This is a genomic window from Afipia sp. 1NLS2 (genome assembly GCF_000178995.1).
Lineage (GTDB): Bacteria > Pseudomonadota > Alphaproteobacteria > Rhizobiales > Xanthobacteraceae > Afipia.
The window spans coordinates 1,337,803-1,358,370 of record NZ_ADVZ01000001.1 but is presented as its reverse complement, the minus strand read 5'-3'; the positions used below and the strand labels follow the sequence as shown (position 1 = coordinate 1,358,370).

22 protein-coding genes and 2 pseudogenes are annotated in these 20,568 nt (G+C 64.0%); 19 read left to right on the top strand and 5 right to left on the bottom strand.

The genetic code is table 11. The annotated features are described in order from the left end of the window. Positions 1-41: 41 nt before the first annotated feature. The 15 genes and pseudogenes from AFIDRAFT_RS06700 (at position 42) to AFIDRAFT_RS06630 (ending at position 13,939) form a co-directional block, all read left to right on the top strand. Positions 42-2,024 (top strand): conjugal transfer protein TraG, encoded by a 1,983-nt coding sequence (locus AFIDRAFT_RS06700; RefSeq protein WP_002718045.1) that lies wholly within the window; start codon positions 42-44, stop codon positions 2,022-2,024. 7 nt (positions 2,025-2,031) lie between these two features. Next, the gene (locus AFIDRAFT_RS06695) at positions 2,032-2,478 is read left to right on the top strand and encodes a hypothetical protein (RefSeq protein ID WP_002718046.1); all 447 of its coding nucleotides are present in this window, start codon (positions 2,032-2,034) and stop codon (positions 2,476-2,478) included. Positions 2,479-2,576: 98 nt separating this feature from the next. After that, the gene (locus AFIDRAFT_RS06690) at positions 2,577-3,167 is read left to right on the top strand and encodes a ComF family protein (protein WP_002718047.1); all 591 of its coding nucleotides are present in this window, start codon (positions 2,577-2,579) and stop codon (positions 3,165-3,167) included. A 4-nt stretch (positions 3,168-3,171) separates the two neighbouring features. Beyond that, a complete protein-coding gene (locus AFIDRAFT_RS06685) occupies positions 3,172-4,041 on the top strand; it encodes a helix-turn-helix domain-containing protein (protein WP_002718048.1) in 870 nt (289 codons plus the stop codon). 218 nt (positions 4,042-4,259) lie between these two features. Next, positions 4,260-5,273, top strand: a complete 1,014-nt coding sequence (gene trbB / locus AFIDRAFT_RS06680) for a P-type conjugative transfer ATPase TrbB (RefSeq protein WP_002718049.1) — start codon at positions 4,260-4,262, stop codon at positions 5,271-5,273. Continuing rightward, positions 5,270-5,611: a TrbC/VirB2 family type IV secretion system protein gene (locus tag AFIDRAFT_RS06675; protein ID WP_002718050.1), complete on the top strand. Its 342-nt coding sequence runs from the start codon at positions 5,270-5,272 to the stop codon at positions 5,609-5,611. Before trbB ends, AFIDRAFT_RS06675 begins: the two co-directional genes overlap by 4 nt. Then, the gene (locus AFIDRAFT_RS06670; protein ID WP_002718051.1) at positions 5,611-5,886 is read left to right on the top strand and encodes a VirB3 family type IV secretion system protein; all 276 of its coding nucleotides are present in this window, start codon (positions 5,611-5,613) and stop codon (positions 5,884-5,886) included. Before AFIDRAFT_RS06675 ends, AFIDRAFT_RS06670 begins: the two co-directional genes overlap by 1 nt. 7 nt (positions 5,887-5,893) lie before the next feature. Further along, positions 5,894-8,332, top strand: coding sequence for a conjugal transfer protein TrbE (trbE, locus tag AFIDRAFT_RS06665; protein WP_002718052.1), 2,439 nt, complete (start codon positions 5,894-5,896; stop codon positions 8,330-8,332). Then, positions 8,329-9,066: a P-type conjugative transfer protein TrbJ gene (trbJ, locus tag AFIDRAFT_RS06660; protein ID WP_002718053.1), complete on the top strand. Its 738-nt coding sequence runs from the start codon at positions 8,329-8,331 to the stop codon at positions 9,064-9,066. The genes trbE and trbJ overlap by 4 nt, the downstream gene beginning before the upstream one ends. 9 nt (positions 9,067-9,075) lie before the next feature. Beyond that, a complete protein-coding gene (gene trbK-alt, locus AFIDRAFT_RS06655; protein WP_002718054.1) occupies positions 9,076-9,402 on the top strand; it encodes a putative entry exclusion protein TrbK-alt in 327 nt (108 codons plus the stop codon). Further along, positions 9,399-10,759: pseudogene (gene trbL / locus AFIDRAFT_RS06650) on the top strand (P-type conjugative transfer protein TrbL). The gene trbK-alt and the pseudogene trbL overlap by 4 nt, the downstream one beginning before the upstream one ends. 3 nt (positions 10,760-10,762) lie before the next feature. Then, entirely contained in the window at positions 10,763-11,452 is a 690-nt protein-coding gene (gene trbF / locus AFIDRAFT_RS06645) for a conjugal transfer protein TrbF (protein WP_002718056.1), read from the top strand. After that, positions 11,449-12,522, top strand: coding sequence for a P-type conjugative transfer protein TrbG (gene trbG, locus AFIDRAFT_RS06640; protein WP_002718057.1), 1,074 nt, complete (start codon positions 11,449-11,451; stop codon positions 12,520-12,522). The genes trbF and trbG overlap by 4 nt, the downstream gene beginning before the upstream one ends. Further along, complete coding sequence (locus AFIDRAFT_RS06635; protein ID WP_002718058.1) at positions 12,519-13,715, top strand: TraB/TrbI/VirB10 family type IV secretion system protein; 1,197 nt, start codon at positions 12,519-12,521, stop codon at positions 13,713-13,715. Before trbG ends, AFIDRAFT_RS06635 begins: the two co-directional genes overlap by 4 nt. Next, complete coding sequence (locus AFIDRAFT_RS06630; protein ID WP_002718059.1) at positions 13,712-13,939, top strand: DUF2274 domain-containing protein; 228 nt, start codon at positions 13,712-13,714, stop codon at positions 13,937-13,939. Before AFIDRAFT_RS06635 ends, AFIDRAFT_RS06630 begins: the two co-directional genes overlap by 4 nt. Here AFIDRAFT_RS06630 and AFIDRAFT_RS06625 read toward each other — a convergent pair. From AFIDRAFT_RS06625 to AFIDRAFT_RS06605, 5 genes are all read right to left on the bottom strand, one after another. Further along, the gene (locus AFIDRAFT_RS06625) at positions 13,936-14,853 is read right to left on the bottom strand and encodes a LysR family transcriptional regulator (protein WP_002718060.1); all 918 of its coding nucleotides are present in this window, start codon (positions 14,851-14,853) and stop codon (positions 13,936-13,938) included. The genes AFIDRAFT_RS06630 and AFIDRAFT_RS06625 overlap by 4 nt on opposite strands. Positions 14,854-14,975: 122 nt before the next feature. Further along, positions 14,976-15,500, bottom strand: a complete 525-nt coding sequence (locus AFIDRAFT_RS06620) for a DoxX family protein (protein ID WP_002718061.1) — start codon at positions 15,498-15,500, stop codon at positions 14,976-14,978. Position 15,501: 1 nt separating this feature from the next. Beyond that, entirely contained in the window at positions 15,502-16,302 is an 801-nt protein-coding gene (locus AFIDRAFT_RS06615; protein WP_002718062.1) for an HvfC/BufC N-terminal domain-containing protein, read from the bottom strand. After that, a complete protein-coding gene (gene bufB, locus AFIDRAFT_RS06610) occupies positions 16,286-17,176 on the bottom strand; it encodes an MNIO family bufferin maturase (protein ID WP_002718063.1) in 891 nt (296 codons plus the stop codon). Before bufB ends, AFIDRAFT_RS06615 begins: the two co-directional genes overlap by 17 nt. A 64-nt stretch (positions 17,177-17,240) precedes the next feature. Beyond that, on the bottom strand, positions 17,241-17,588 hold the full coding sequence (locus AFIDRAFT_RS06605; RefSeq protein WP_002718064.1) for a BufA1 family periplasmic bufferin-type metallophore: 348 nt from the start codon (positions 17,586-17,588) through the stop codon (positions 17,241-17,243). A 376-nt stretch (positions 17,589-17,964) separates the two neighbouring features. Between AFIDRAFT_RS06605 and AFIDRAFT_RS06600 the strand changes: the two genes are divergently transcribed. From AFIDRAFT_RS06600 to AFIDRAFT_RS20200, 4 genes and pseudogenes are all read left to right on the top strand, one after another. Next, positions 17,965-18,600: a sigma-70 family RNA polymerase sigma factor gene (locus tag AFIDRAFT_RS06600; protein WP_002718065.1), complete on the top strand. Its 636-nt coding sequence runs from the start codon at positions 17,965-17,967 to the stop codon at positions 18,598-18,600. Then, complete coding sequence (locus AFIDRAFT_RS06595) at positions 18,597-19,268, top strand: NrsF family protein (protein WP_002718066.1); 672 nt, start codon at positions 18,597-18,599, stop codon at positions 19,266-19,268. The genes AFIDRAFT_RS06600 and AFIDRAFT_RS06595 overlap by 4 nt, the downstream gene beginning before the upstream one ends. After that, on the top strand, positions 19,265-19,867 hold the full coding sequence (locus AFIDRAFT_RS06590; protein WP_002718067.1) for a TlpA disulfide reductase family protein: 603 nt from the start codon (positions 19,265-19,267) through the stop codon (positions 19,865-19,867). The genes AFIDRAFT_RS06595 and AFIDRAFT_RS06590 overlap by 4 nt, the downstream gene beginning before the upstream one ends. Before the next feature lie 39 nt (positions 19,868-19,906). Beyond that, positions 19,907-20,564 (top strand): annotated as a pseudogene (locus AFIDRAFT_RS20200) (phosphorylase family protein); the annotation flags it as partial. Between the last annotated feature and the right edge of the window lie 4 nt (positions 20,565-20,568).

Here is a 20,568-nt window from a genome sequence, read left to right as displayed (position 1 = left end):
GCGATCCCTCCAATCATCGACCTCAGGAAAGGACGTCTTCTATGTCCGCGACCAAGATTCTCTGGGGCCAGGTCATCACCGTCTTCGCGATCGTCCTGCTGGCGATCTGGAGCGCGACGGAGTGGACGGCTTGGCGCCTCGGCTTCCAGCCCCAGCTCGGCCACCCGTGGTTCGAGCTGCTGCATTTCCCGTTCTACCTTCCCCCGGCCCTTTTCTGGTGGTGGTACGCCTACGACGCCTACGCGCCTGACATCTTCATCGAGGGCGCTTACATCGCCGCATCGGGCGGGATCATCGCCGCGGCTGTCGCGATCGGCATGTCCGTCTGGCGCGCCCACGAAGCGAAGAATGCCGAGACCTACGGCTCTGCCCGCTGGGCGCAACCGAAGGAGATCGAAGCCGCTGGGCTCAGCGGACCCGATGGCGTCGTGCTGGGCCGCTACCAGCGCAGCTATTTGCGTCACGACGGGCCGGAGCATGTGTTGTGCTTCGCGCCGACGCGATCGGGTAAAGGCGTCGGCCTCGTCATCCCGTCGCTCTTGACTTGGCCGGGCTCGGCGATCGTCCACGACATCAAGGGCGAGAACTGGCAGCTCACCGCCGGCTTCCGCGCCCAGCACGGCCGCGTGCTCCTGTTCGATCCGACCAACGCCAAGTCGTCAGCCTACAATCCGTTGCTCGAGGTCCGCCGCGGCGAATGGGAGGTGCGCGACGTCCAGAACATCGCCGACATCCTAGTCGACCCGGAAGGTAGTCTGGAGAAGCGGAACCATTGGGAGAAGACCAGTCACGCGCTTCTGGTCGGCGCCATCCTTCACGTCCTCTACGCCGAGGGGGACAAGACGCTCGCTGGCGTCGCGTCGTTCTTGTCCGATCCCAAGCGGCCGATCGAGTCCACGCTCTCTGCAATGATGCGGACGCCGCATCTCGGCGAGGCTGGCGTTCATCCTGTCGTCGCCAGCGCCGCCAGGGAGTTGTTGAACAAATCCGGCAACGAGCGCTCCGGCGTCTTGAGCACGGCCATGTCGTTCCTTGGCCTCTATCGCGACCCTGTGGTCGCCGAGGTGACGCGGCGCTGCGACTGGCGGATCGGCGATATCGTGGCCGGCGAGCGGCCGACGACGCTCTACCTCGTAGTTCCGCCCTCGGACATTAACCGCACCAAGCCGCTGATCCGCCTGATCCTCAACCAGATCGGCCGGCGACTGACCGAGGACCTGCAGGCTAAGGCCGGGCGGCGGCGGCTCCTCTTGATGCTCGACGAGTTCCCGGCGCTGGGGCGGCTCGACTTCTTCGAGTCGGCGCTCGCCTTCATGGCGGGCTACGGCATCAAGAGCTTCCTGATCGCCCAGTCGCTGAACCAGATCGAGAAGGCCTATGGGCCGAACAACTCGATCCTCGACAACTGCCATGTGCGAGTGAGCTTCGCCACCAATGACGAGCGGACCGCCAAGCGTGTCAGTGACGCGCTTGGGACGGCGACCGAGATGAAGGCGATGAAGAACTATGCCGGCAGCCGCCTCTCGCCCTGGCTTGGCCATCTGATGGTCTCTCGATCGGAGACGGCGCGCCCGCTGCTCACGCCGGGCGAGGTCATGCAACTCCCGCCTACCGACGAGATCGTCATGGTGTCTGGCGTCCATCCAATCCGCGCGAAGAAGGCGCGCTACTACGAGGACGCGCGCTTGCAGGAGCGCATCCTGCCGCCGCCCGTGCCGACGCAGCCGAAAGTGAGTCGTTCCGACGACTGGAGTTCACGGCCATTGCCGCCGCGGCCCCCGGCGCCCGCCGTGCGTGACGGCGAAGAGGCCGACGATGAAGATCCGAAGAACGCGGACCGCCGTCGCCAGCCTGAACTCAACCAGGAGACGGTCGAGAAGAAGCAGCCGATCGACAACGAATTCGCCCTCGATCCGACCGACGAGCTGGAGGAAGACGCGCCCCGCGTCGGCCGGATGAACGACCTCATGCAGGGTTTGGCGTGCCAGGCGTCGCTCGATCCGGGCGACGACCTGGGACTGTGAGGCACGTATGCCGACGCCGAAGAAGAAAGCTCAGATCTCCGTCTACCTCGATCCGGACGTGATGCGGTCTCTTGCGGCCTACGCGGCGCGCCGGGAGCAACCGATGTCGCTGATCGCTGAAGCCGCTATCGCATCGTTCTTGTCACCCGATGCCGATGAGCGACGTGAGGCGGCAATCGCGAAGCGGCTTGATCAACAGGACAGGCGTTTGGCGCGGCTCGAGCGCGATGTTGGTATCGCTATCGAGACGCTCGCGCTGTTTATCCGCTTCTGGCTTACGACCACGCCGTCATTGCCAGAGCCGGCCGCCAAGGCGGCGCGGGCGCAGGCCGGAACACGCTACGACAACTTCGTCGCCGCACTTGGTCGGCGCCTCAGCCAGGGCCCGAAGCTTAGACAAGAGATTCCCGAGGACATGCCCGAGAAATCCGAGGGGCCTGAGAGGAGTCTGTAGGACTGTGACACGGGCATATTGCGCCCCATACAAGATTTTGTATATGATCCATGCGTCCCTGTCGGTGCGCACCGGGGCCCTCGTGAGGAAGCCCTGTCATGCAAGTTCAGCTCAAGAAACTCGAAGGAAGGTGGGATCTTGGCTACGCCCTGCACAAGCATACCCTTTCGAGCGTTTACCTTGGGGATGACGAATATGGCCATCCCCGCTTCGACACGACCCGCTCCGAACCGGGCGAGTGCCTCTATCAGCTGAAATATCGAGGGGATTGGGACCAGGTAAAGCCGCTGGCAGCGCAGGTGAAAACCAGCTTGTTGCCGTTGTTCGGCAAGATTGGGCTGATCATCCCCATGCCCGCCTCGACGGCCCGGGCGCGCCAGCCCGTAAATGAGATCGCCACCGAGCTGGGGCGGCTGACCGACACGCCCGTGTTCGACAGCATCATCGTGAAAGCGCCGGCCCCGCAGGGCAGCCCGCAACTCAAGAACCTGCATAGCCGCGAGGAAAAAGAAGCGGCGCTGCAGGGCCGGTTCAGTATCAATCCGGCCATCACCAACGAGGGGTGCTGGAATGCGCTCCTGCTGGACGACCTGTTCGACACCGGCGCGACCATGGACGCCGTCTCCAAGACGCTACGGACGTACAAGAAGATCAACCAGGTCTATGCCGCCTCGCTAACGTGGAAATAGACCGATGACGACCGTCTTCATCGCTGGATCGATTTCCATCAGCCGCCTGCACGAGAAGGTGCAAGAGCGGATCAACAAGATCGTGTCTTCCGACTTCGATGTCGTCGTCGGAGACGCCGATGGCGCCGACACGTCGATCCAGGAATGTCTCCAGCGATTTCACGCTGGCAAGGTGACTGTGTTCTGCACGGGGAACGCGCCCCGGAACAACGTCGCCGAATGGCCGGTGCACCGGGTCGTCTCGAAAGCCAAGGCGGGCAGCCGCGCGTATTTCACCGCGAAGGACCTGGAGATGGCGCGGACCAGCGATTACGGGCTGATGGTCTGGGACTGCAAAAGCACCGGCACCTTGAGCAATGTGATCGAGCTTCTGCGAGAGAAAAAGAAGTCCGTCGTCTTCGTGAACAAGGGTAAAGATTTCGTCACCATATCCGACAAGAGTGGCCTGGATAATCTCCTCAGCTTCATGTCGGAACACGCCCGCGCCAAGGCGGAAGAGAAGATCGGGCTCTCCTCCATGATCGCCAGCATCTCGCAGGAACAGTTCTCGCTCGATATCGCGGGGAACGGGCGTCCTTCGCCAGAGCCGGAGGCAGAACCGAGCACCGCCGAGCCGATTGAGGAAAGCGCAATCTCTAGCGAGAGCATGAAGCTGCGCTCGGCGCTCATGTCGGCTCTGAAGGATCATATTTCGCGCGCGCACCTGAGTCAGTCGCAGGCCGCCAAGGTGTTCGGCGTGACCCAGCCGCGCATCTCCGATCTCACGCGCGGTAAGGTCGATCTGTTCGGGCTGGATGCCCTGGTGAACATGGCCGCGACCGCCGGCCTGCGAGTGGAGATGCACGTGCGCCAAGCAGGTCCGGCCGCGGAATGATGACGCGCGCACGTTGACGGGCCTGCTAGGGCGAGTCGTCCTCATCCTATCCCAAAGTGAAAGATGCGTCGCCGCGCCGCTTACTCTTTCCCGCATCCAGCAAGTCTTTTTTCTCTGCTCTGCGCTCGGCCCCTACGCCGTCTGAATACTTGTTGAACTGTACTATTTCTTGCCTCTTCTAATCGTCCCCGTCGCTAATCGCGTGTCGCGATTGGCCAATGACGGGGACGATCGTGGCGATCACACCACTTCATTCAGAAGCCTTCTCCCGCGGTGCGCGCATGCTGCGCACCGCGCTCGGCCCGGCCATCGCGATCTTCCTCGAAGACCCCTCGATCGTCGAGGTGATGCTGAACCCCGACGGCCGGCTCTGGATCGACCGGCTGTCGGGAGGGCTGGAAGATAGCGGGCGGACACTGTCCGCCGCCGACGGCGAACGGATTGTGCGCCTCGTCGCGCACCATGTCGGCGCCGAGGTCCATGCCGAGAGGCCGCGTGTCTCGGCCGAGCTGCCCGAAACGGGAGAGCGGTTCGAGGGACTTCTGCCACCGGTGGTGGCCGCCCCGGCCTTTGCGATCCGCAAGCCTGCCGTCGCGGTGTTCACCCTCGACGACTATGTCGCCGCCGGTATCATGCTGGCCGGCCAGGCGGCAGCGCTCCGCGCCGCCGTGGCAGATCGCAAGAACATCCTCGTCGCCGGCGGCACCTCGACCGGCAAAACCACGCTCACCAACGCGCTGCTGGCCGAGATCGCCGGCACCACCGACCGCGTTGTGCTGATCGAGGACACCCGCGAGCTGCAATGCCGGGCGCCGAACTTGGTGGCGTTGCGCACCAAGGACGGCGTCGCCTCGCTCTCCGACCTCGTCCGCTCCTCGCTGCGCCTGCGGCCCGATCGCATCCCGATCGGCGAGGTGCGCGGCGCCGAAGCGCTGGATCTCTTAAAGGCGTGGGGGACCGGCCATCCCGGCGGCATCGGCACGATCCACGCCGGCACCGCGCTCGGTGCGTTGAGGCGCCTCGAACAGCTCATCCAGGAAGCCGTCGTCACCGTCCCCAGGGCTCTGATCGCCGAGACGATCGATCTCGTCACGGTGCTGCGCGGCCGCGGCAGCGAACGCCGCCTTTCCGAACTCGCCTTCGTCGCCGGTCTCGATCCCGCCACCGGTGATTACCGCGTCCAGTCCGCCGGGGCGGGCGGCGACCCCTTGCCCCTCGGAGACCCATCATGATCCTCGTTCGCGCTGTCGCATGTTCTTCGCGTCGCCGCCTGGCCGAGCTTGTCACACTCGCCACCCTGACGCTCGCCTTCGCCCCGGCGGCCTACGCCTCCGGTTCCTCCATGCCATGGGAGACCCCGCTCAACTCCATCCTGGAGTCAGTGCAGGGGCCCGTCGCGAAGATCATCTCGGTGATCATCATCACGGTGACCGGGCTGACGCTCGCTTTCGGTGACACGAGCGGGGGCTTCCGCCGGCTGATCCAGATCGTGTTCGGCCTGTCGATCGCCTTCGCCGCGTCGAGCTTCTTCCTGTCGTTCTTCTCGTTCTCCGGCGGAGCGCTGATCTGATGGCGGCAATCGTCGATCCCGACGTGCCCGGCTTCTTCGCGCCGGTCCATCGCGCGCTCACCGACCCGGTCCTGATGGGCGGCGCGCCGCGGACCGTCGCGATTGCCAACGGCACACTCGCGGCGGCGATCGCCCTCGGCCTCCGGCTCTGGATCCCCGGCGCGCTGATCTGGGCTGTGGGTCACACCGCGGCCGTCTGGGCAGCGAAGCGCGATCCGCAGTTTGTCGACGTGGTGCGCCGGCACCTTCGTTACCCGGCCCACCTCGGCGTCTGAGGCTCCAATGCTAAACCTCGCTGAATACCGCAACTGCCCAGCGACCCTCGCAGACTTCCTGCCCTGGGCGGCCCTGGTCGAGAATGGCGTCATCCTCAACAAGGACGGCTCGTTCCAACGCACCGCGCGCTTCCGCGGCCCGGACCTCGACAGCGCCACACCGGCCGAGTTGGTCGGCGTCACGGCACGGCTGAACAATGCGCTGCGCCGCCTCGGCTCTGGCTGGGCGATCTTCGTCGAGGCGCAGCGGATCGCCGCCCAGACCTATCCGCACAGCAGCTTTCCCGATCCTGCGTCGGCGCTGGTCGATCTCGAGCGGCAGGCCGCTTTCGAGGAAGCCGGAGCGCATTTCGAGAGCCGCTATTTCCTGACGTTCGTCTGGCTGCCGCCCGCCGAGGACGCTTCGCGCGTCGAGGGCTGGCTCTATGAGGGCCGGGCGCAGACCGGCGTCGATCCGTGGGAGCTGCTGCGCGGCTTCGTCGACCGGACCAATCGCGTCCTGCAGCTGGTCGAGGGCTTCATGCCCGAGGTCGCGTGGCTCGATGACAGCGACACGCTGACTTACCTTCACTCGACCATCTCGACGAGGGCGCAGCGCATCCGCGTGCCCGAGACGCCGATGCACCTCGATGCGTTGCTCGCCGATGAGCCACTCGCCGGGGGCCTCGAGCCGCGCCTCGGCGCCCACCATCTTCGTACGCTCACCGTGGTTGGATTCCCAACCGCGACCCATCCCGGAATCCTCGACGAGCTCAACCGGCTCGCTTTCCCGTACCGCTGGTCCACCCGCGCGATTCTGCTCGACAAGACCGAAGCGGTGAAGCTGCTGACCAAGATCCGGCGCCAGTGGTTCGCAAAGCGCAAGTCGATCGCCGCCATCGTCAAGGAGGTGATGACCAACGAGGCTTCGACCCTCGTGGATTCCGACGCCGCCAACAAGGCGGCCGACGCCGACCTGGCGCTACAGGAGCTGGGCTCGGATGATGTCGGCCAAGCCTACGTCACCGCGACCGTCACGGTCTGGGACGAGGACGCCGGTCTTGCGGCCGAGAAGCTCCGCCTCGTGGAAAAGGTGATCCAGGGCCGCGACTTCACCTGCATGCCGGAAGGGGTGAATGCGCTTGAGGCCTGGCTCGGGTCTATCCCCGGCCACGCCTACGCCAACGTCCGTCAGCCGCCCGTCTCGACGCTGAATCTGGCGCACATGATCCCTCTCTCGGCGGTTTGGGCTGGGCCGGCACGCGACGAGCATTTCCAGGCGCCGCCGCTGCTCTACGGCAAGACGGAAGGCTCGACGCCATTTCGGCTCAGCCTCCATGTCGGCGACGTCGGCCATATGCTGATCGTCGGTCCCACCGGCGCCGGCAAATCGGTGCTGCTGGCGCTGATGGCGATGCAGTTCCGCCGTTACCGGAACAACCAGATCTTCGCCTTCGACTTTGGCGGCTCCATCCGCACCGCGGCGATCGCCATGGGCGGCGACTGGCATGATCTCGGCGGTAGCCTGTCCGCCGGCTCGGAGCATTCAGTGTCGCTGCAACCGCTGGCGCGCATCGACGATCAGCCCGAACGTGCCTGGGCGGCGGAGTGGGTGACGGCCATCCTGGCCAAGGAAGGCGTCACCATCGACCCGACCGCCAAGGAGCATGTCTGGTCGGCGCTGACCTCGCTGGCGTCCTCGCCGGTGCAGGAGCGCACCATCACGGGCCTCGCGGTCCTGTTGCAGTCGACAGCGCTGAAGCAAGCGTTGCAACCTTATTGCGTCGGCGGCCCTTCCGGCCGGCTGCTCGACGCCGAGACCGAGCAGCTCGGCTCCGCTCCGGTGCAGGCCTTCGAGACCGAGGGGCTGATCGGTGCCGGTGCTGCGCCCGCCGTGCTGACCTATCTCTTCCATCGCATTGAGGGCCGCCTCGACGGCCGGCCGACCTTGCTGATCATCGACGAGGGCTGGCTGGTGCTCGACGATCCTGCTTTCGCGCAGCAGCTCCGCGAGTGGTTGAAGACGCTGCGCAAGAAGAACGCCTCCGTCGTCTTTGCCACGCAGTCGCTGTCCGACATTGATGGCAGCAACATCGCGCCCGCGATCATCGAGAGCTGTCCTACGCGCATCTTCCTGCCGAACGAGCGAGCGATCGAGCCGCAGATCACCACGATCTATCGCCGCTTTGGCCTCAACGATCGACAGATCGAGATCCTCGCCCGCGCGACGCCGAAGCGCGACTACTACTGCCAGTCCCGTCGCGGCAACCGCCTGTTCGAGCTGGGCCTCGGCCCGGTCGCGCTCGCCTTCTGTGCCGCCTCTTCGAAGACCGACCATGCGGCGATCGAGCGCGTCGTCGCGGAGTACGGGCGCGACGCTTTCACGCCCGCTTGGCTCGCGGACCACGAACTCCTCTGGGCCGCCGATCTCATCCCTGACCTGACCCACCTGGAGACGTCATCATGATCAAGCTGCGCCATCTGGCGGCGGCAAGCGCCGTCGTGCTCACCCTGGCCGTCGCCGCACCGCCCGCCTCGGCGCAGTGGATCGTCTACGACCCGACCAACTTCAGCCAGAACGTGCTGACCGCCGCACGCGAGCTGCAACAGATCAACAATCAGATTCAGATGTTGACCAACCAGGCAACGAGCCTGGTCAACCAGGCGCGCAATCTTACCAACCTGCCGATGTCGACGCTGACCCAGCTTCAGTCGTCGATCGCCCAGACCCAGTCGCTGCTCGGTCAGGCGCAGAACATCGCCTTCAACGTCCAGCGCATCGAGCAGGCCTATTCGACCAGCTACGGTTCGGCTGCCGGCACAGGTTCGACCAACACCATGGTCGCCAACGCGCAAACACGCTGGCAGAACTCGGTCGGCGCGTTCGAGGACAGCCTGAAGATCCAGGCGGGCGTTGTCGGCAACATCCCGACCAACTCCAGCGCCATGACCTCGCTCGTCTCGGCGAGCCAGAGCGCCACGGGCGCCTTGCAAGCGGCGCAGGCCGGCAACCAGCTCCTGGCATTGCAATCCCAGCAGCTCTCCGACCTCGTCGCCGTGCTGTCGGCCAAGAGTCGGGCCGATGCGCTCGAGCAAGCGCGCAGCGCCGCCGCAGAAGCGCAGGGCCAGCAAAACTACAAGACCTTCTCGACGCGCACCGGCTATCAGCCCGGCAACGTCGCCATGTTCAGCGGCAACTGAGGCGTCGCGATGCTGGGACGATCGGAGATCTTCCGCGCGGCCGCGATCGTCGCCCTGGTCGCGGTGTTCATCGCGACCCTCGTCGCGGTCAACTGGCGTCCCTCGGCGCCCGTCGTCGAGACGTCTCCGACCATCAATCCAGCATCCGATGACCTCTCGGCCGAGCTGCGCCGTTGCAGCGCGCTCGGTCCTCAGGATGCCGAAGACCCGCATTGCGTCGCGGTCTGGGAGGAGAACCGCCAGCGCTTCTTCGGCAGGCCGGCGCGGCCGCTGTCGCCACAAACGCCCCCAGGCGCCGCCGCGCCGGCCACCCCTGCTATCGGAGACGCGCGATGAACAATGTCGGCGTCATCGACACCTTCCTCAACACCTTCACCACCTACATCGATTCCGGATTCGGCCTGATCAAGGGCGAGGTCGGCTATCTGTCGTCCACGCTGATCGTGATCGACATTACGCTCGCCGGCCTGTTCTGGGCTTGGGGCGCCGACGAGGACATCCTGCAGCGGCTGGTGAAGAAGACCCTCTACATCGGCTTCTTCGCTTTCATCATCAACAACTTCAACAATCTCTCGGCCATCGTCTTCAACAGCTTCGCCGGCCTCGGCCTGAAAGCGGGCGGCTCTTCGATCTCGACCGCCGACTTCCTGCGGCCGGGCAAGCTCGCCCAGGTCGGGCTCGACGCCGGTCAACCGCTGCTCGACGCGGCCAACCAGATGATGGGCTTCACCAGCTTCTTCGCGAATTTCGTGCAGATCGCGGTGCTGATGGTCTCATGGGTCCTGGTGCTGATCGCTTTCTTTATCCTGGCGGTACAGCTCTTCGTCACTTTGATCGAGTTCAAGCTGACGACGCTCGCCGGCTTCATCCTCATTCCCTTCGCCCTCTTTAACAAGACCGCGTTCCTCGCCGAAAAGGTACTCGGCAACATCGTCGCTTCGGGTGTGAAGGTGATGGTGTTGGCCGTCATCGTCGGCATCGGCACCGGCCTCTTCTCGCAGTTCACTCAGACCTACGCCGGCGGTCAGCCTACGGTCGAACAAGCGCTGTCGGTGGTGCTCGCCGCACTCGCCATGCTGGGCCTCGGCATCTTCGGCCCGGGTATCGCGACGGGCCTGGTCTCTGGCGCGCCTCAACTCGGTGCGGGCGCGGCTGTCGGCACAGGTCTCGCCGTCGCGGGCACGGCAATGGCCGGCGCCGGTGCGCTCGGCGTGGCCGGGAGGGGGCGATGGCCGCCGCTTCCGGTACGGCCGCCGCCGCACGCGGCGGCGCGGCGATGGCCGGTGGCGCATCCTCCGCCTACAGCCTGGCTTCGGCCGGACGATCCGGCGCGTCGAGCGTCGCGGCGGGTCTTGGCGGGGTGGGACGCGCGGCGGCTTCAGCTGCATCAGGCCCGATGCGGCGCGCTGCCGCCCAGGCCGCTAGCTCCATGCGCCAAAGCTTCGCAGCCGGCGCGCGTTCCAGCTTCGCCGCCACGGGCGGCCCGTCGACCGCGGGAACGGTCGGCGGCAATCCGCCGAGCGGGCCAGCGCCGGCCGGGAGTGGGTCAGCCGACTTCGGCCCGCCGGCCTGGGCACAACGCATGAAGCGCAACCAGTCGATGGTCCACGGGGCGCAGACGGCCGCACAAGGCCTCAAGTCCGGCGACAGCCATGGCGGCGGCCATTCCGTCGATCTCACAGGAGGAGAATAAGAGATGGCGCTGTTCCGCCGCCCCACGGTTCGTTACGGCCGGACGCCCGAGCCTGAGACCCCCTATCAGCGCGCCGCCCAGGTGTGGGACGACCGCATCGGCTCGGCCCGGGTGCAAGCGAAGAACTGGCGGCTCATGGCCTTCGGTTCGCTCGCGCTCTCCATGGGCCTCGCCGGCGGCCTCGTCTGGCAATCGACTCACGGCAGCATCGTCCCTTGGGTCGTGCAGGTCGACAAGCTCGGCCAAGCGCAGGCTGTCGCCCCCGCCGCCGCCGACTACACGCCAAGCGACCCACAAATCGCCTGGTATCTCGCCCACTTTGTCCAGATGGTCCGCGCTCTGCCGGCCGATCCGATCATCGTGCGGCAGAACTGGCTGCAAGCATACGACTTCACCACCACCTCGGGCTCCCAGGCGCTGAACGACTATGCCCGCGCCAACGACCCGTTCGCCAAGCTCGGCAAGCAGCAGATCGCCATCGACGTCTCAAGCGTGATCCGCGCCTCGCCCTCGAGCTTCCGCGTCGAATGGGTCGAGCATCGCTATCAGGACGGCGCGCTCGCCGACAACACTCGTTGGACCGCGATCCTCACCATCGCGATTCAGACGCCAGCTTCCGCCGACGTGCTCCGCAAGAACCCACTCGGCATCTACGTCACCGCAATCAACTGGTCGAAGGAGCTGGGACAATGACCCCGCCGATTTCTAAGGAGGCCGGCGGTCCGGCTTCACGTTTCTCCGCCAATCCGCAAAGCCGGAGGGGAGCAAATGCGGCTTTCCGTAAGGCCGGCCTCATGTCTTTGCTGATGTCCGTCACCGCGCTTGGCGGTTGTGCGAACAATTTCGTTCCGCCCGACATCAATTACGACAGCGCCGCGCCAGCCAAGCTCACCGTCGATCCACCGGCGCCCATCAGGATCGTCGAGCTTCCCAAGCCACTTCCGCTACCCGGACAATTGAAGCCGATCGAAGGTGGAAAGCCGACACCGGAAGCCGCTGACCCGACTGTGCGTGTCAACCAAGCCAATGCCGCGGCGCGAATCCAGCCGGTGCGCAACGGCTTCATCAACGCGGTTCAGGTCTATCCCTTCTCCGGCGGAGCGCTCTATCAAGTCTATACGGCGCCCGGCGAGATCACCGATATTGCACTGCAGGACGGCGAGCAGCTCGTCGGCTCCGGCCCCGTGGCAGCCGGCGACACCGTGCGGTGGATCATCGGCGATACCGGGAGTGGCGCGGGCGCGACCAAGAAGGTCCACATCCTAGTCAAGCCGACGAGACCGCAGCTGCTCACCAATCTGGTGATCAACACGGATCGGCGGACCTATCTCCTTGAGCTGCGCTCGACGGAGAAGACCTATATGGCCTCAGTCTCCTGGCAGTATCCCGAAGACCAGCTCATCGCGCTTCGGCGGCAGAACCAGGAGGCCGCCGCCGCGGCACCGATCGCGGCCGGCGTCGATCTCGCCTCGATCAACTTCCGTTACGCGATCCAGGGCGACAACCCGGCCTGGCGGCCGCTGCGCGCCTTCGACGACGGGAAGAAGGTCTATATCGAATTCCCGAGCGGCATTGCCCAGGGCGAGATGCCGCCGCTGTTCGTCATCGGTCCGGCCGGCGGCTCCGAGCTGGTGAACTACCGGGTGAACCGCAACTACTACATCGTTGACCGCCTGTTCGCCGCCGCCGAATTGCGTCTCGGCGACAAGGATAGCGAGCGGCGCGTCCGCATCGTCCGCACCGACGGAAGGCCGCGGTCATGACGGCGGAAGGCCCTGAAGAACAACCGCCGTCGCCAACGCCCGTCGTACCGCCTGACCTGCGGCTTCGGGGCGAACGGCCACGCGTCACGCGCTTGTCGCGCAGGGTGCTGATTGGTCTGGGCGCCGTTTCGGCGCTCGCCGTCGCGGGCGCGCTCGGCTACGCGCTCCAGACTCGCCACGCGGCGCAGAGCGGCCAAGAGCTACTCTCAACGCAGAGCCGTCCCTCGGCTGAAGGCCTGGCAAGACTCCCAAAAGACTATACCGGCCTGCCGCGGCAGGCTCCGCCGCTTGGGCCGCCACTGCCCGGCGATCTCGGCAAGCCGATCCTCAATGCCGGTGCTGCGCCGAACACCGTCGCTTCCGCAACGACGCCCGATCCGGAAGCGCAGCGCCGAGCGCAAGAGATCGAGGCGGCGCGGCTCAGCCGTCTCTTCGCCCAGACCAGTCAGCAGCCTCGGCCGGTCGGGCTCGCCGCGCCGGCTGCAACGGGGACCACGGCGGGCCCGCCGCCCACACCGCCGGTCGAAGCCGGCGCCGCGCAGAACATGCAGGACCGCAAGACGGCCTTCCTCAACGCTTCGACGGACAAGCGCACGGACCGGCTCGACGCCAAGGCCTCGCCTTACATCGTGCAGGCCGGCACTGTGATCCCTGCCGCGCTCATCACGGGCATTCGTTCCGATCTGCCCGGCCAGATCACCGCGCAGGTGACCGAGGCGGTCTACGACAGCCCGACCGGCAAATATCTTCTGATCCCGCAGGGCGCAAAGCTGATCGGCCAATACGATAGCTCCGTCGCCTTTGGCCAGAGCCGAGTTCTCTTGATCTGGACCCGCATAATTATGCCGGATGGCAACTCGATCGTGCTGGAACGCCAGCCCGGCGCCGACACGCAGGGCTATGCTGGCCTCGAGGACGAGGTCGACAACCATTGGGGCATGCTGTTCAAGGCTGCCGTCCTCTCGACCCTGCTCAGCGTGGGTGCCGAAGCGGGCACGAGCCAGAATGAGAACAACCTTGTTCAGGCGATCCGCAGCGGCGCCTCCAACAGCATTAGCCAGACCGGCCAGCAGATCGTCCAACGCCAGCTCAACATCCAGCCAACTCTCACGATCCGGCCGGGCTTCCCCGTCCGCGTCATTGTAACGCGCGATCTGGTGCTGGCCCCGTATGCGCAGGGAGGAACGCCGTGACGAAGCTCAAACTCGGGACGCTCCCGGATGACAAGCCAGTAAAGGTCAGCCTCGAATTACCCGCCTCCGTGCATCGCGACCTGGTTGCCTATGCCGAGGTGCTGGGACGGACGACCGGACGCCCTGTCTCAGATCCCGCCAAGCTGATCGCGCCGATGATCCAGCGCTTCATGGCCACTGATCGCGCCTTCGCCAAGGCGCGAAACGATCGTGCCCAGCCTTAACTTGGATCAGAATCGCTCGATAGATCTGGATAACGTTCGCGGACCATGTCGAGAAACGGGCGGAGAGAGGGGTTGCTATTCGTCTTCCGCCAGTACGCCCAAAAGTTCAAACGTGTTGGCCCATCGCTCTCGTGGACTTCCCGAAAGGTGACGCCGGGATATGTCGCGCCCGTTGCGCCCTCTAACGCAACCAAGATACCCCAACCAGCGCCGACCATTGTCAGAAGCCGGTCCAGCGCAACTTCGTGGTGGTTCAGTCGACCGGCGTCTTGGCATCCGAGTTTGTTAGCGAGAAGTTTGATGAATTCCGGACCAGGCCCACGCAACGGCACCAGCAGAACCTCGGCTTTCAGGTCGGCCCAGTGAATCGTCTCTCGGCGGCTGAGCGGGTGATCCTCCGGAAGCGCAACCACGACCCGTTCGCTCCAAACCGGCAATGACCTTCCCTCCCATCGGGCATGGCCTTCTGCAACGAATGCAATGTCAACCGCTGAACTCGCGAGATCAGCTATCAACTGGTCGCTCGATCCATCGACCAAGTGCGTTTCTACATCCGGAAAGCGCTTGCGATATTCGATGAGCGTGGCGCGCAAATTGCCGGCCGAAAGAGAAGCATGGATGCCGATCGTCAGGCGTCCACTCTCGCCCCGGGAGCGGCTTTTGAGGCGAGCCGTGATTGTTTCTGCCTCACCAATTATCCGGCGCGCGGCGTCTAGGAACTCCAAGCCTTCAGTTGTCGGCCGAGTGCCGCCGTTCGTTCGTTGGAAGAGTTGGACACCAAGCATGGACTCCAAACCGCGCAAGCGGCGGCTAAGCGTGGATTGACGGATGTTGAGTGCTTCCGCTGCCTGACGCAGACTCCGGTGCTGCGTCGCGATGATGGCCCATCTGAGATCTTGCAGTTCTATGGGCATCTTCGAAAGTCAGCCTCAGCGGCAGACTCCGACGCGCGTCACCGAGCGATATCCGATCTCGAGCCGGTCTCAGCGTTGGGCCTGCCATGTTTGCAGGGTGGATCCACGAGGGCGCAGTTAGGTCATTTCGTTTTCCCGAATGCGCGCTTTGCAACGGCGGAGAGGGTCGCATCGAGGGATAGACGGCCCGGCCCTAACGCCATGATGGCGAGCGCCATCGAGGCCCATGGCAGATGGAAGTTCGCCCAGCCTTCGGGGACGGTAAGCTGGATGACGCCTGTCATCGTCAGAAGCCCGAGCGCGACGAAGCGGGTGCCCAGGCCGAGAACTAGCAGGATCGGCAGCGTGATCTCCGCCATCCCCACCAGATGCGCAACGACAATTGGCATCGGGAACGGATACTCGCTGCCGAAGATGTGAAGCTTGAACATGTTCTCGAAGAGGAAAGCGGTGCTCGGTGACAAGGACAGGAAACCGTCCCAGCGCGTCAGCCCTGACTTGAAGAATGGAACGGCGAGCGCGATCCGCAGAATCGGCGGCGCCACGATCACACCAATTCTGCCGATCCAGGATTGCAACATCTCCGCAAATCGACCGATGCAGCCCGATCGAAGGGAAGACAGTGCATGTAATGTGCTGGCGCTCATATTAGGATCCTTGCGCATCAAGGCAGATGCCCGTGCGCGTCTGAAAGGCGAAGAGCGCGCCGGCGTCGATAAGACCGGCGATGTTCGCGGTAAGGTCGAAACGGCGATCACAGGCGGTGGCTAACTGGGTCGCATCCGCGACGGTGTGCCCAGCGTCGAGCGCGCCGATGAAGTCCGCAGCTCCCGGCGGCAGAGATCGAACTTCGACAGTCGCGTCCGGCCGAACGACCAAGGTGTCTTCGCCTTCATCATCCAACGTCACCTGTCCAGGCTCACCCTCCTCAGCATTCATGCGCCATATCGTGAGTGCCGGCATGCTGGAACGGCAAACCTGGACGGACGGGTGAAGCAGGAGGCGAAGGCCAGGAAGCTCGTCAGCCGCTATGTTGGCGAAGGAGCCCGAACTGAGCGGGCAGGCCTCCGCCGCGTGGTAGGCTAAGACCCAAGCCCATTCGATGCGCGTCACATCGGCCAGATAGGGCACGCTTGCGGCTGGGGGAAACGTCTCAACGAACGCAGGAAATGTCCCGCCGTACTCGAGAAGGATCGGCGACCGCGGCGGCTCGGCGCGGACATAAATCCCCGCCATTGCGTCGAAGAACTCTTCCCCGACCAATCGCCGTGCCGCGGGGTAAGCAGCCTTCAGTATCTCGGTGAGGCCCACGACGACGTTGTTTCGGTAAACCGCGAAGCGCTTCGGACAGACGTCACCATCGGGACCAATGATCCCGCTCGGCGTCGGGCGCTCTGGATCGAGCAGAGCGGCCGCAAATTCCCGCTGCCGATCAGCCGATAGCAGCACGACGAACTTCCTTCGTTTCGAGCGCGCCCATCAGGACGTCAGCCATAGCGGCCTCGGCCGCGAGTTCGCGCCACGGGGGAATGTTGGCGTCCCATTCAATCAGCGTCGGGATGGGCCCCGTGCGCGTGATGACCCTCCGGAAGAGATTCCACACCAGCTCGTCGACGAGTTTGTCATGGGTGTCGATAAGCAGCGGGCGCCCCTTATCGTCAATCTCGCGCGTATGGCCCGCGAGATGGATCTCCCGTACATGGGCGAGAGGGAAATCGGCGATGTAGCGCTCCGCGTCCCAAAGCTGGTTTGTGCAGGAGACATGCACATTGTTGACATCCAGCAACAAGCCGCAGCCGGTTCTCCGCACAACCTCGCTGATGAATTCGGTTTCCCCCCACGTGCTCTCCTCGAACCAAACATATGTCGACGGATTCTCAAGCAACATCTGGCGGCCGAGCGCCGTCTGCACCTCATCGATATGGTCCGAGACGCGCACGAGCGTCTCGGTGGTATAGGGGGCCGGCAACAGGTCGTTCAAAAAGCCAGTATCGTGCGTCGACCAGGCGAGATGTTCGGAGAACAGTCCCGGCCGGTATCGACGGATGAGGTCGGCGAGCCTGGTCAGGTGTTCTCGATCGAGCGGCCGCGTGCCACCGATCGACAACCCAACTCCATGCAGCGACAGGGGATACCGTTCGCGAATGCGCGTCAAATACCGATGAGGCGGGCCGCCGGCCCCCATGTAGTTCTCGGCGTGAACCTCGAAAAACCCGACATCGGGCGTCTCGGAGAGAATGCGCTGATAGTGCTCCGCCTTCAGGCCGACGCCGGCGCGCCGGGGTATGGCGGTCTTATCCGCCGGACAGAGTTCTGTCGACATGGGAGCCTCTCAACAACGGGGTGAAGGTTTGGGCGGACGCATGCGCCATCCGCCCATCGACGCTTCAGGCCTTCGGGGTGAGGCTGCCCACGCCATTCGGCGTCTTGATCGAGGTGCAGGTCCCCTTCGGCTCCAGTTTGAAGGCGTTGCCCTGGTAGTTGGCGGTGCTTGTGCCGGCGCAGGTCGTGCCGGCCCCGGCGTAACAGTCGTTCTGGCCCTTCAGGGCGACGCCGTAGCACATCTCCATCTTGCCGGACATGACCGACTTCTTGGTCATATCCTGCTTCTGCATCATCTGCTCCTTGGTCATCATGCCGGAGCTCTGCGCCATCGCGGGCGCCGCAGCGAGACCACCCAGAGCAAGGGCGAAAGCGCTCGCCACGAGCGTGGACGTCGAATGATTGACCTTCATGTAGAAACCTCCGAACGGGTTGAGCCAGCGACGGAGATCGTGCGCTAGCGAGCACGCTGTTGTAGCCTGCTCAATTCAAAGTTCGGCTGTTGGGGTAGAATGGTTACGTTCAGCAGGCGCGGCACATTTCGGCCCACTCATCACGACGAGGCTTCGCCCGACGTCACAGCGCCATTGACCTCGGCGGATCTTCCGCCCGGCCTTGGCGTCACGCGGCCCCGCGGCGGTCACGCATGCGTTCGCATCTCAGCATTAAAGGTTACTATCAGTCGGCAAAAAGAAATCCCCTGCCAGAAGCCTTCCTCGGAGATACGATGGAACAACGCGCCAGACGTCATGTCGAATCGCGGCACCGAAGTTACGAGGAAGACGGTCGATGGCATCGGGCAACCAGAAGGGTAACCCGCTATTGAGAGTCGTTGGTGGAAGCCAGACCAGTCGCCATGCTGATAGTACTTCGGCGAAGCGCGACGTCGAATGGTCGATCTTCATGGCGCGGGCGCAGGCCGGCGACGGTGAGGCTTATCGACGGCTTCTGACCGAGATCACGCCCTATCTGCGCCTTTTGGTGGGACGCCATCATCGCTCTCCTCAAGATGTCGAAGACACGATCCAAGACATCTTGCTCACCATCCACTCCGTTCGCCAGATATATGACCCGACACGTCCCTTCACACCCTGGCTTGTGGCAATCAGCCGTAGACGGATCATTGACCGGCTGCGGCAACAAGGACGTTCCGCTCGTCGCGAAACGCCATTGAACGAAGACCATGAAACCATTGCTGACGCTGAGACGAACTTAGAGACGAGAGCTGATGGACGATCGGTGCGCGAAGCGGTGGAGAAACTGCCGCCAGGCCAACGAGAAGCCGTCACGCTCCTGAAGCTCCAGGAGATGTCGTTGAAAGAGGCTGCGGATCAAAGCGGTATGTCCATCGCGGCGTTGAAGGTCGCGACGCATCGGGCTCTCAAGAGTCTCCGCGCGATTCTTGGCAAGGGTGATATTACGTGATCACGACCCCAGACCTCATTGCCTCTCTCAGCGCGAATGCGACGCCCGTGCGCCGCCTGCGACCGCCGGTTCTGCGCGCGTGCTTCTGGCTCGCCCTGGCGGCCCTGGTTCTCGTCCTGCTCGGCATCAGCCACGGCCTGCGTCCGGACTTCGCAAAGCAGCTCGCCGATCGCGTCTACGTGGTTGGACTTGTTGCCTCTCTGCTGACAGGTGTGCTGGCAGCCGTTGCTGCGTTCATGCTCAGCCTCCCCGATCGTTCACGCCTGTACAGCCTCCTGCCTCTGCCGAGCCTGCTGGTCTGGATGTCGACCGTCGGCGTCGGTTGCCTGACCGATTGGGTCTCCGTAGGCCCAGCGGGCATGCAAATGGGCGAGGCGGTATCGTGCTTCGCGACGCTGGTGTTGACCAGCCTGCCGCTGTCCTTAGCGCTGCTTGTCATGCTGCGTTACACCGCTCGGCTGCGCCCGATTGCCGTAATCTGGATGGGCAGTGTCGCCGTTGGAGCGCTGACCGCAAGCGCCCTGTCTCTGTTCCACGACATTGACGCAACTGTCATGATCCTCATGTGGAACCTCGGGGCCGCAATCCTGATCATCGCCCTTGGCAGGATCTTTGGACGACGAATGCTGTCCTGGGTGGCGCCCCAGCCGCTGGACCGTTTCACATGATGTGGACGCGCCCGTTCCTGCTCATTGCAACACTGGTTCTCGTTTCTGCGGCGGCAATGATCTCTAGCGCGAATGCACGCCCCGAATCGCTCAATCCGCCAACGCTGCGCAACGGAATAAGCCAGTTCATTTTAGAGGAACCGCTGAAACCTGCGCCGCTCATGCGACTCCGCGGCCTCGACGGCCGCATGCTGAGCATGGAAAAGTTCTACGGAAAGGTCGTCCTTCTTAATTTCTGGGCCAGTTGGTGTGCTCCTTGTGTGGAGGAAATGCCGTCTCTCGAGGCGCTTGCGGCCAGTCTTCCTCCCGACCGCTTTGTCGTCGTCGCGGTCTCACTTGACGGCGGCGATGGACGGCAGGTGCAGTCGTTCATCAATCGACACAATCTTCGGCACCTGACCGTGGTGCTTGATCCCGACCACGAGTTCGGTGCGCTGACCAGTGAGGGGAAGCCGGAACCGGTTATGCCCGTCTATGGATATCCAACCACCTACGTCTTGGACAAGCGGGGCTTGGTCACAGGGTTTCTGGTTGGTCCCACGACGTGGGACTCTCCACTCGCACGTTCGTTCATCGACTATTTCATCAATCTAAAGTGACGGCTTCGCCGTCCGCTCACGAACCAGGGCGAAGTAAGAATGACCATTTTAGGCGTACTTGGCGGAAGCGGCGTTTACGACATTGCCGGGCTTGAGAATCCAACTTGGCGGAGGGTCGCATCGCCCTTCGGCGAGACATCCGACGAATTTCTTTTCGGTACGCTCGACGGTCTAGAAGTCGTCTTTGTCCCGCGCCATGGCCGCGGCCATCGCCATTCGCCCAGTTCGATCAACTACCGCGCAAACATCGACGCCTTGAAAAGGTCCGGCGTTACCGATCTCTTGTCGGTGTCGGCCTGCGGCTCGCTTCGCGAAGATCTTCCACCAGGCCATTTTGTCGTCGTGGATCAATTCGTCGATCGCACGATCGCACGACAGAGCAGCTTTTTCGGGGAAGGGGTTGGTCGCTCATATCTCAATGGCGCATCCGACCTGCGACCGGCTTGCGAAATTTGCGCATCAATGCGCCGCCGAGGCCGGTATACCAGTCAGGCGCGGCGGCACCTACCTCGCGATGGAAGGACCGCAATTCTCCAGCTTGGCCGAGTCGCGCATCTATCGGTCATGGGAGTGCGACGTCATCGGCATGACCAACATGCCGGAAGCGAAGCTCGCCCGCGAGGCCGAGATGTGCTTTCTCACTGTCGCAATGGTCACCGACTTCGATTGCTGGCATCCCGATCACGCACACGTCCAAGTCG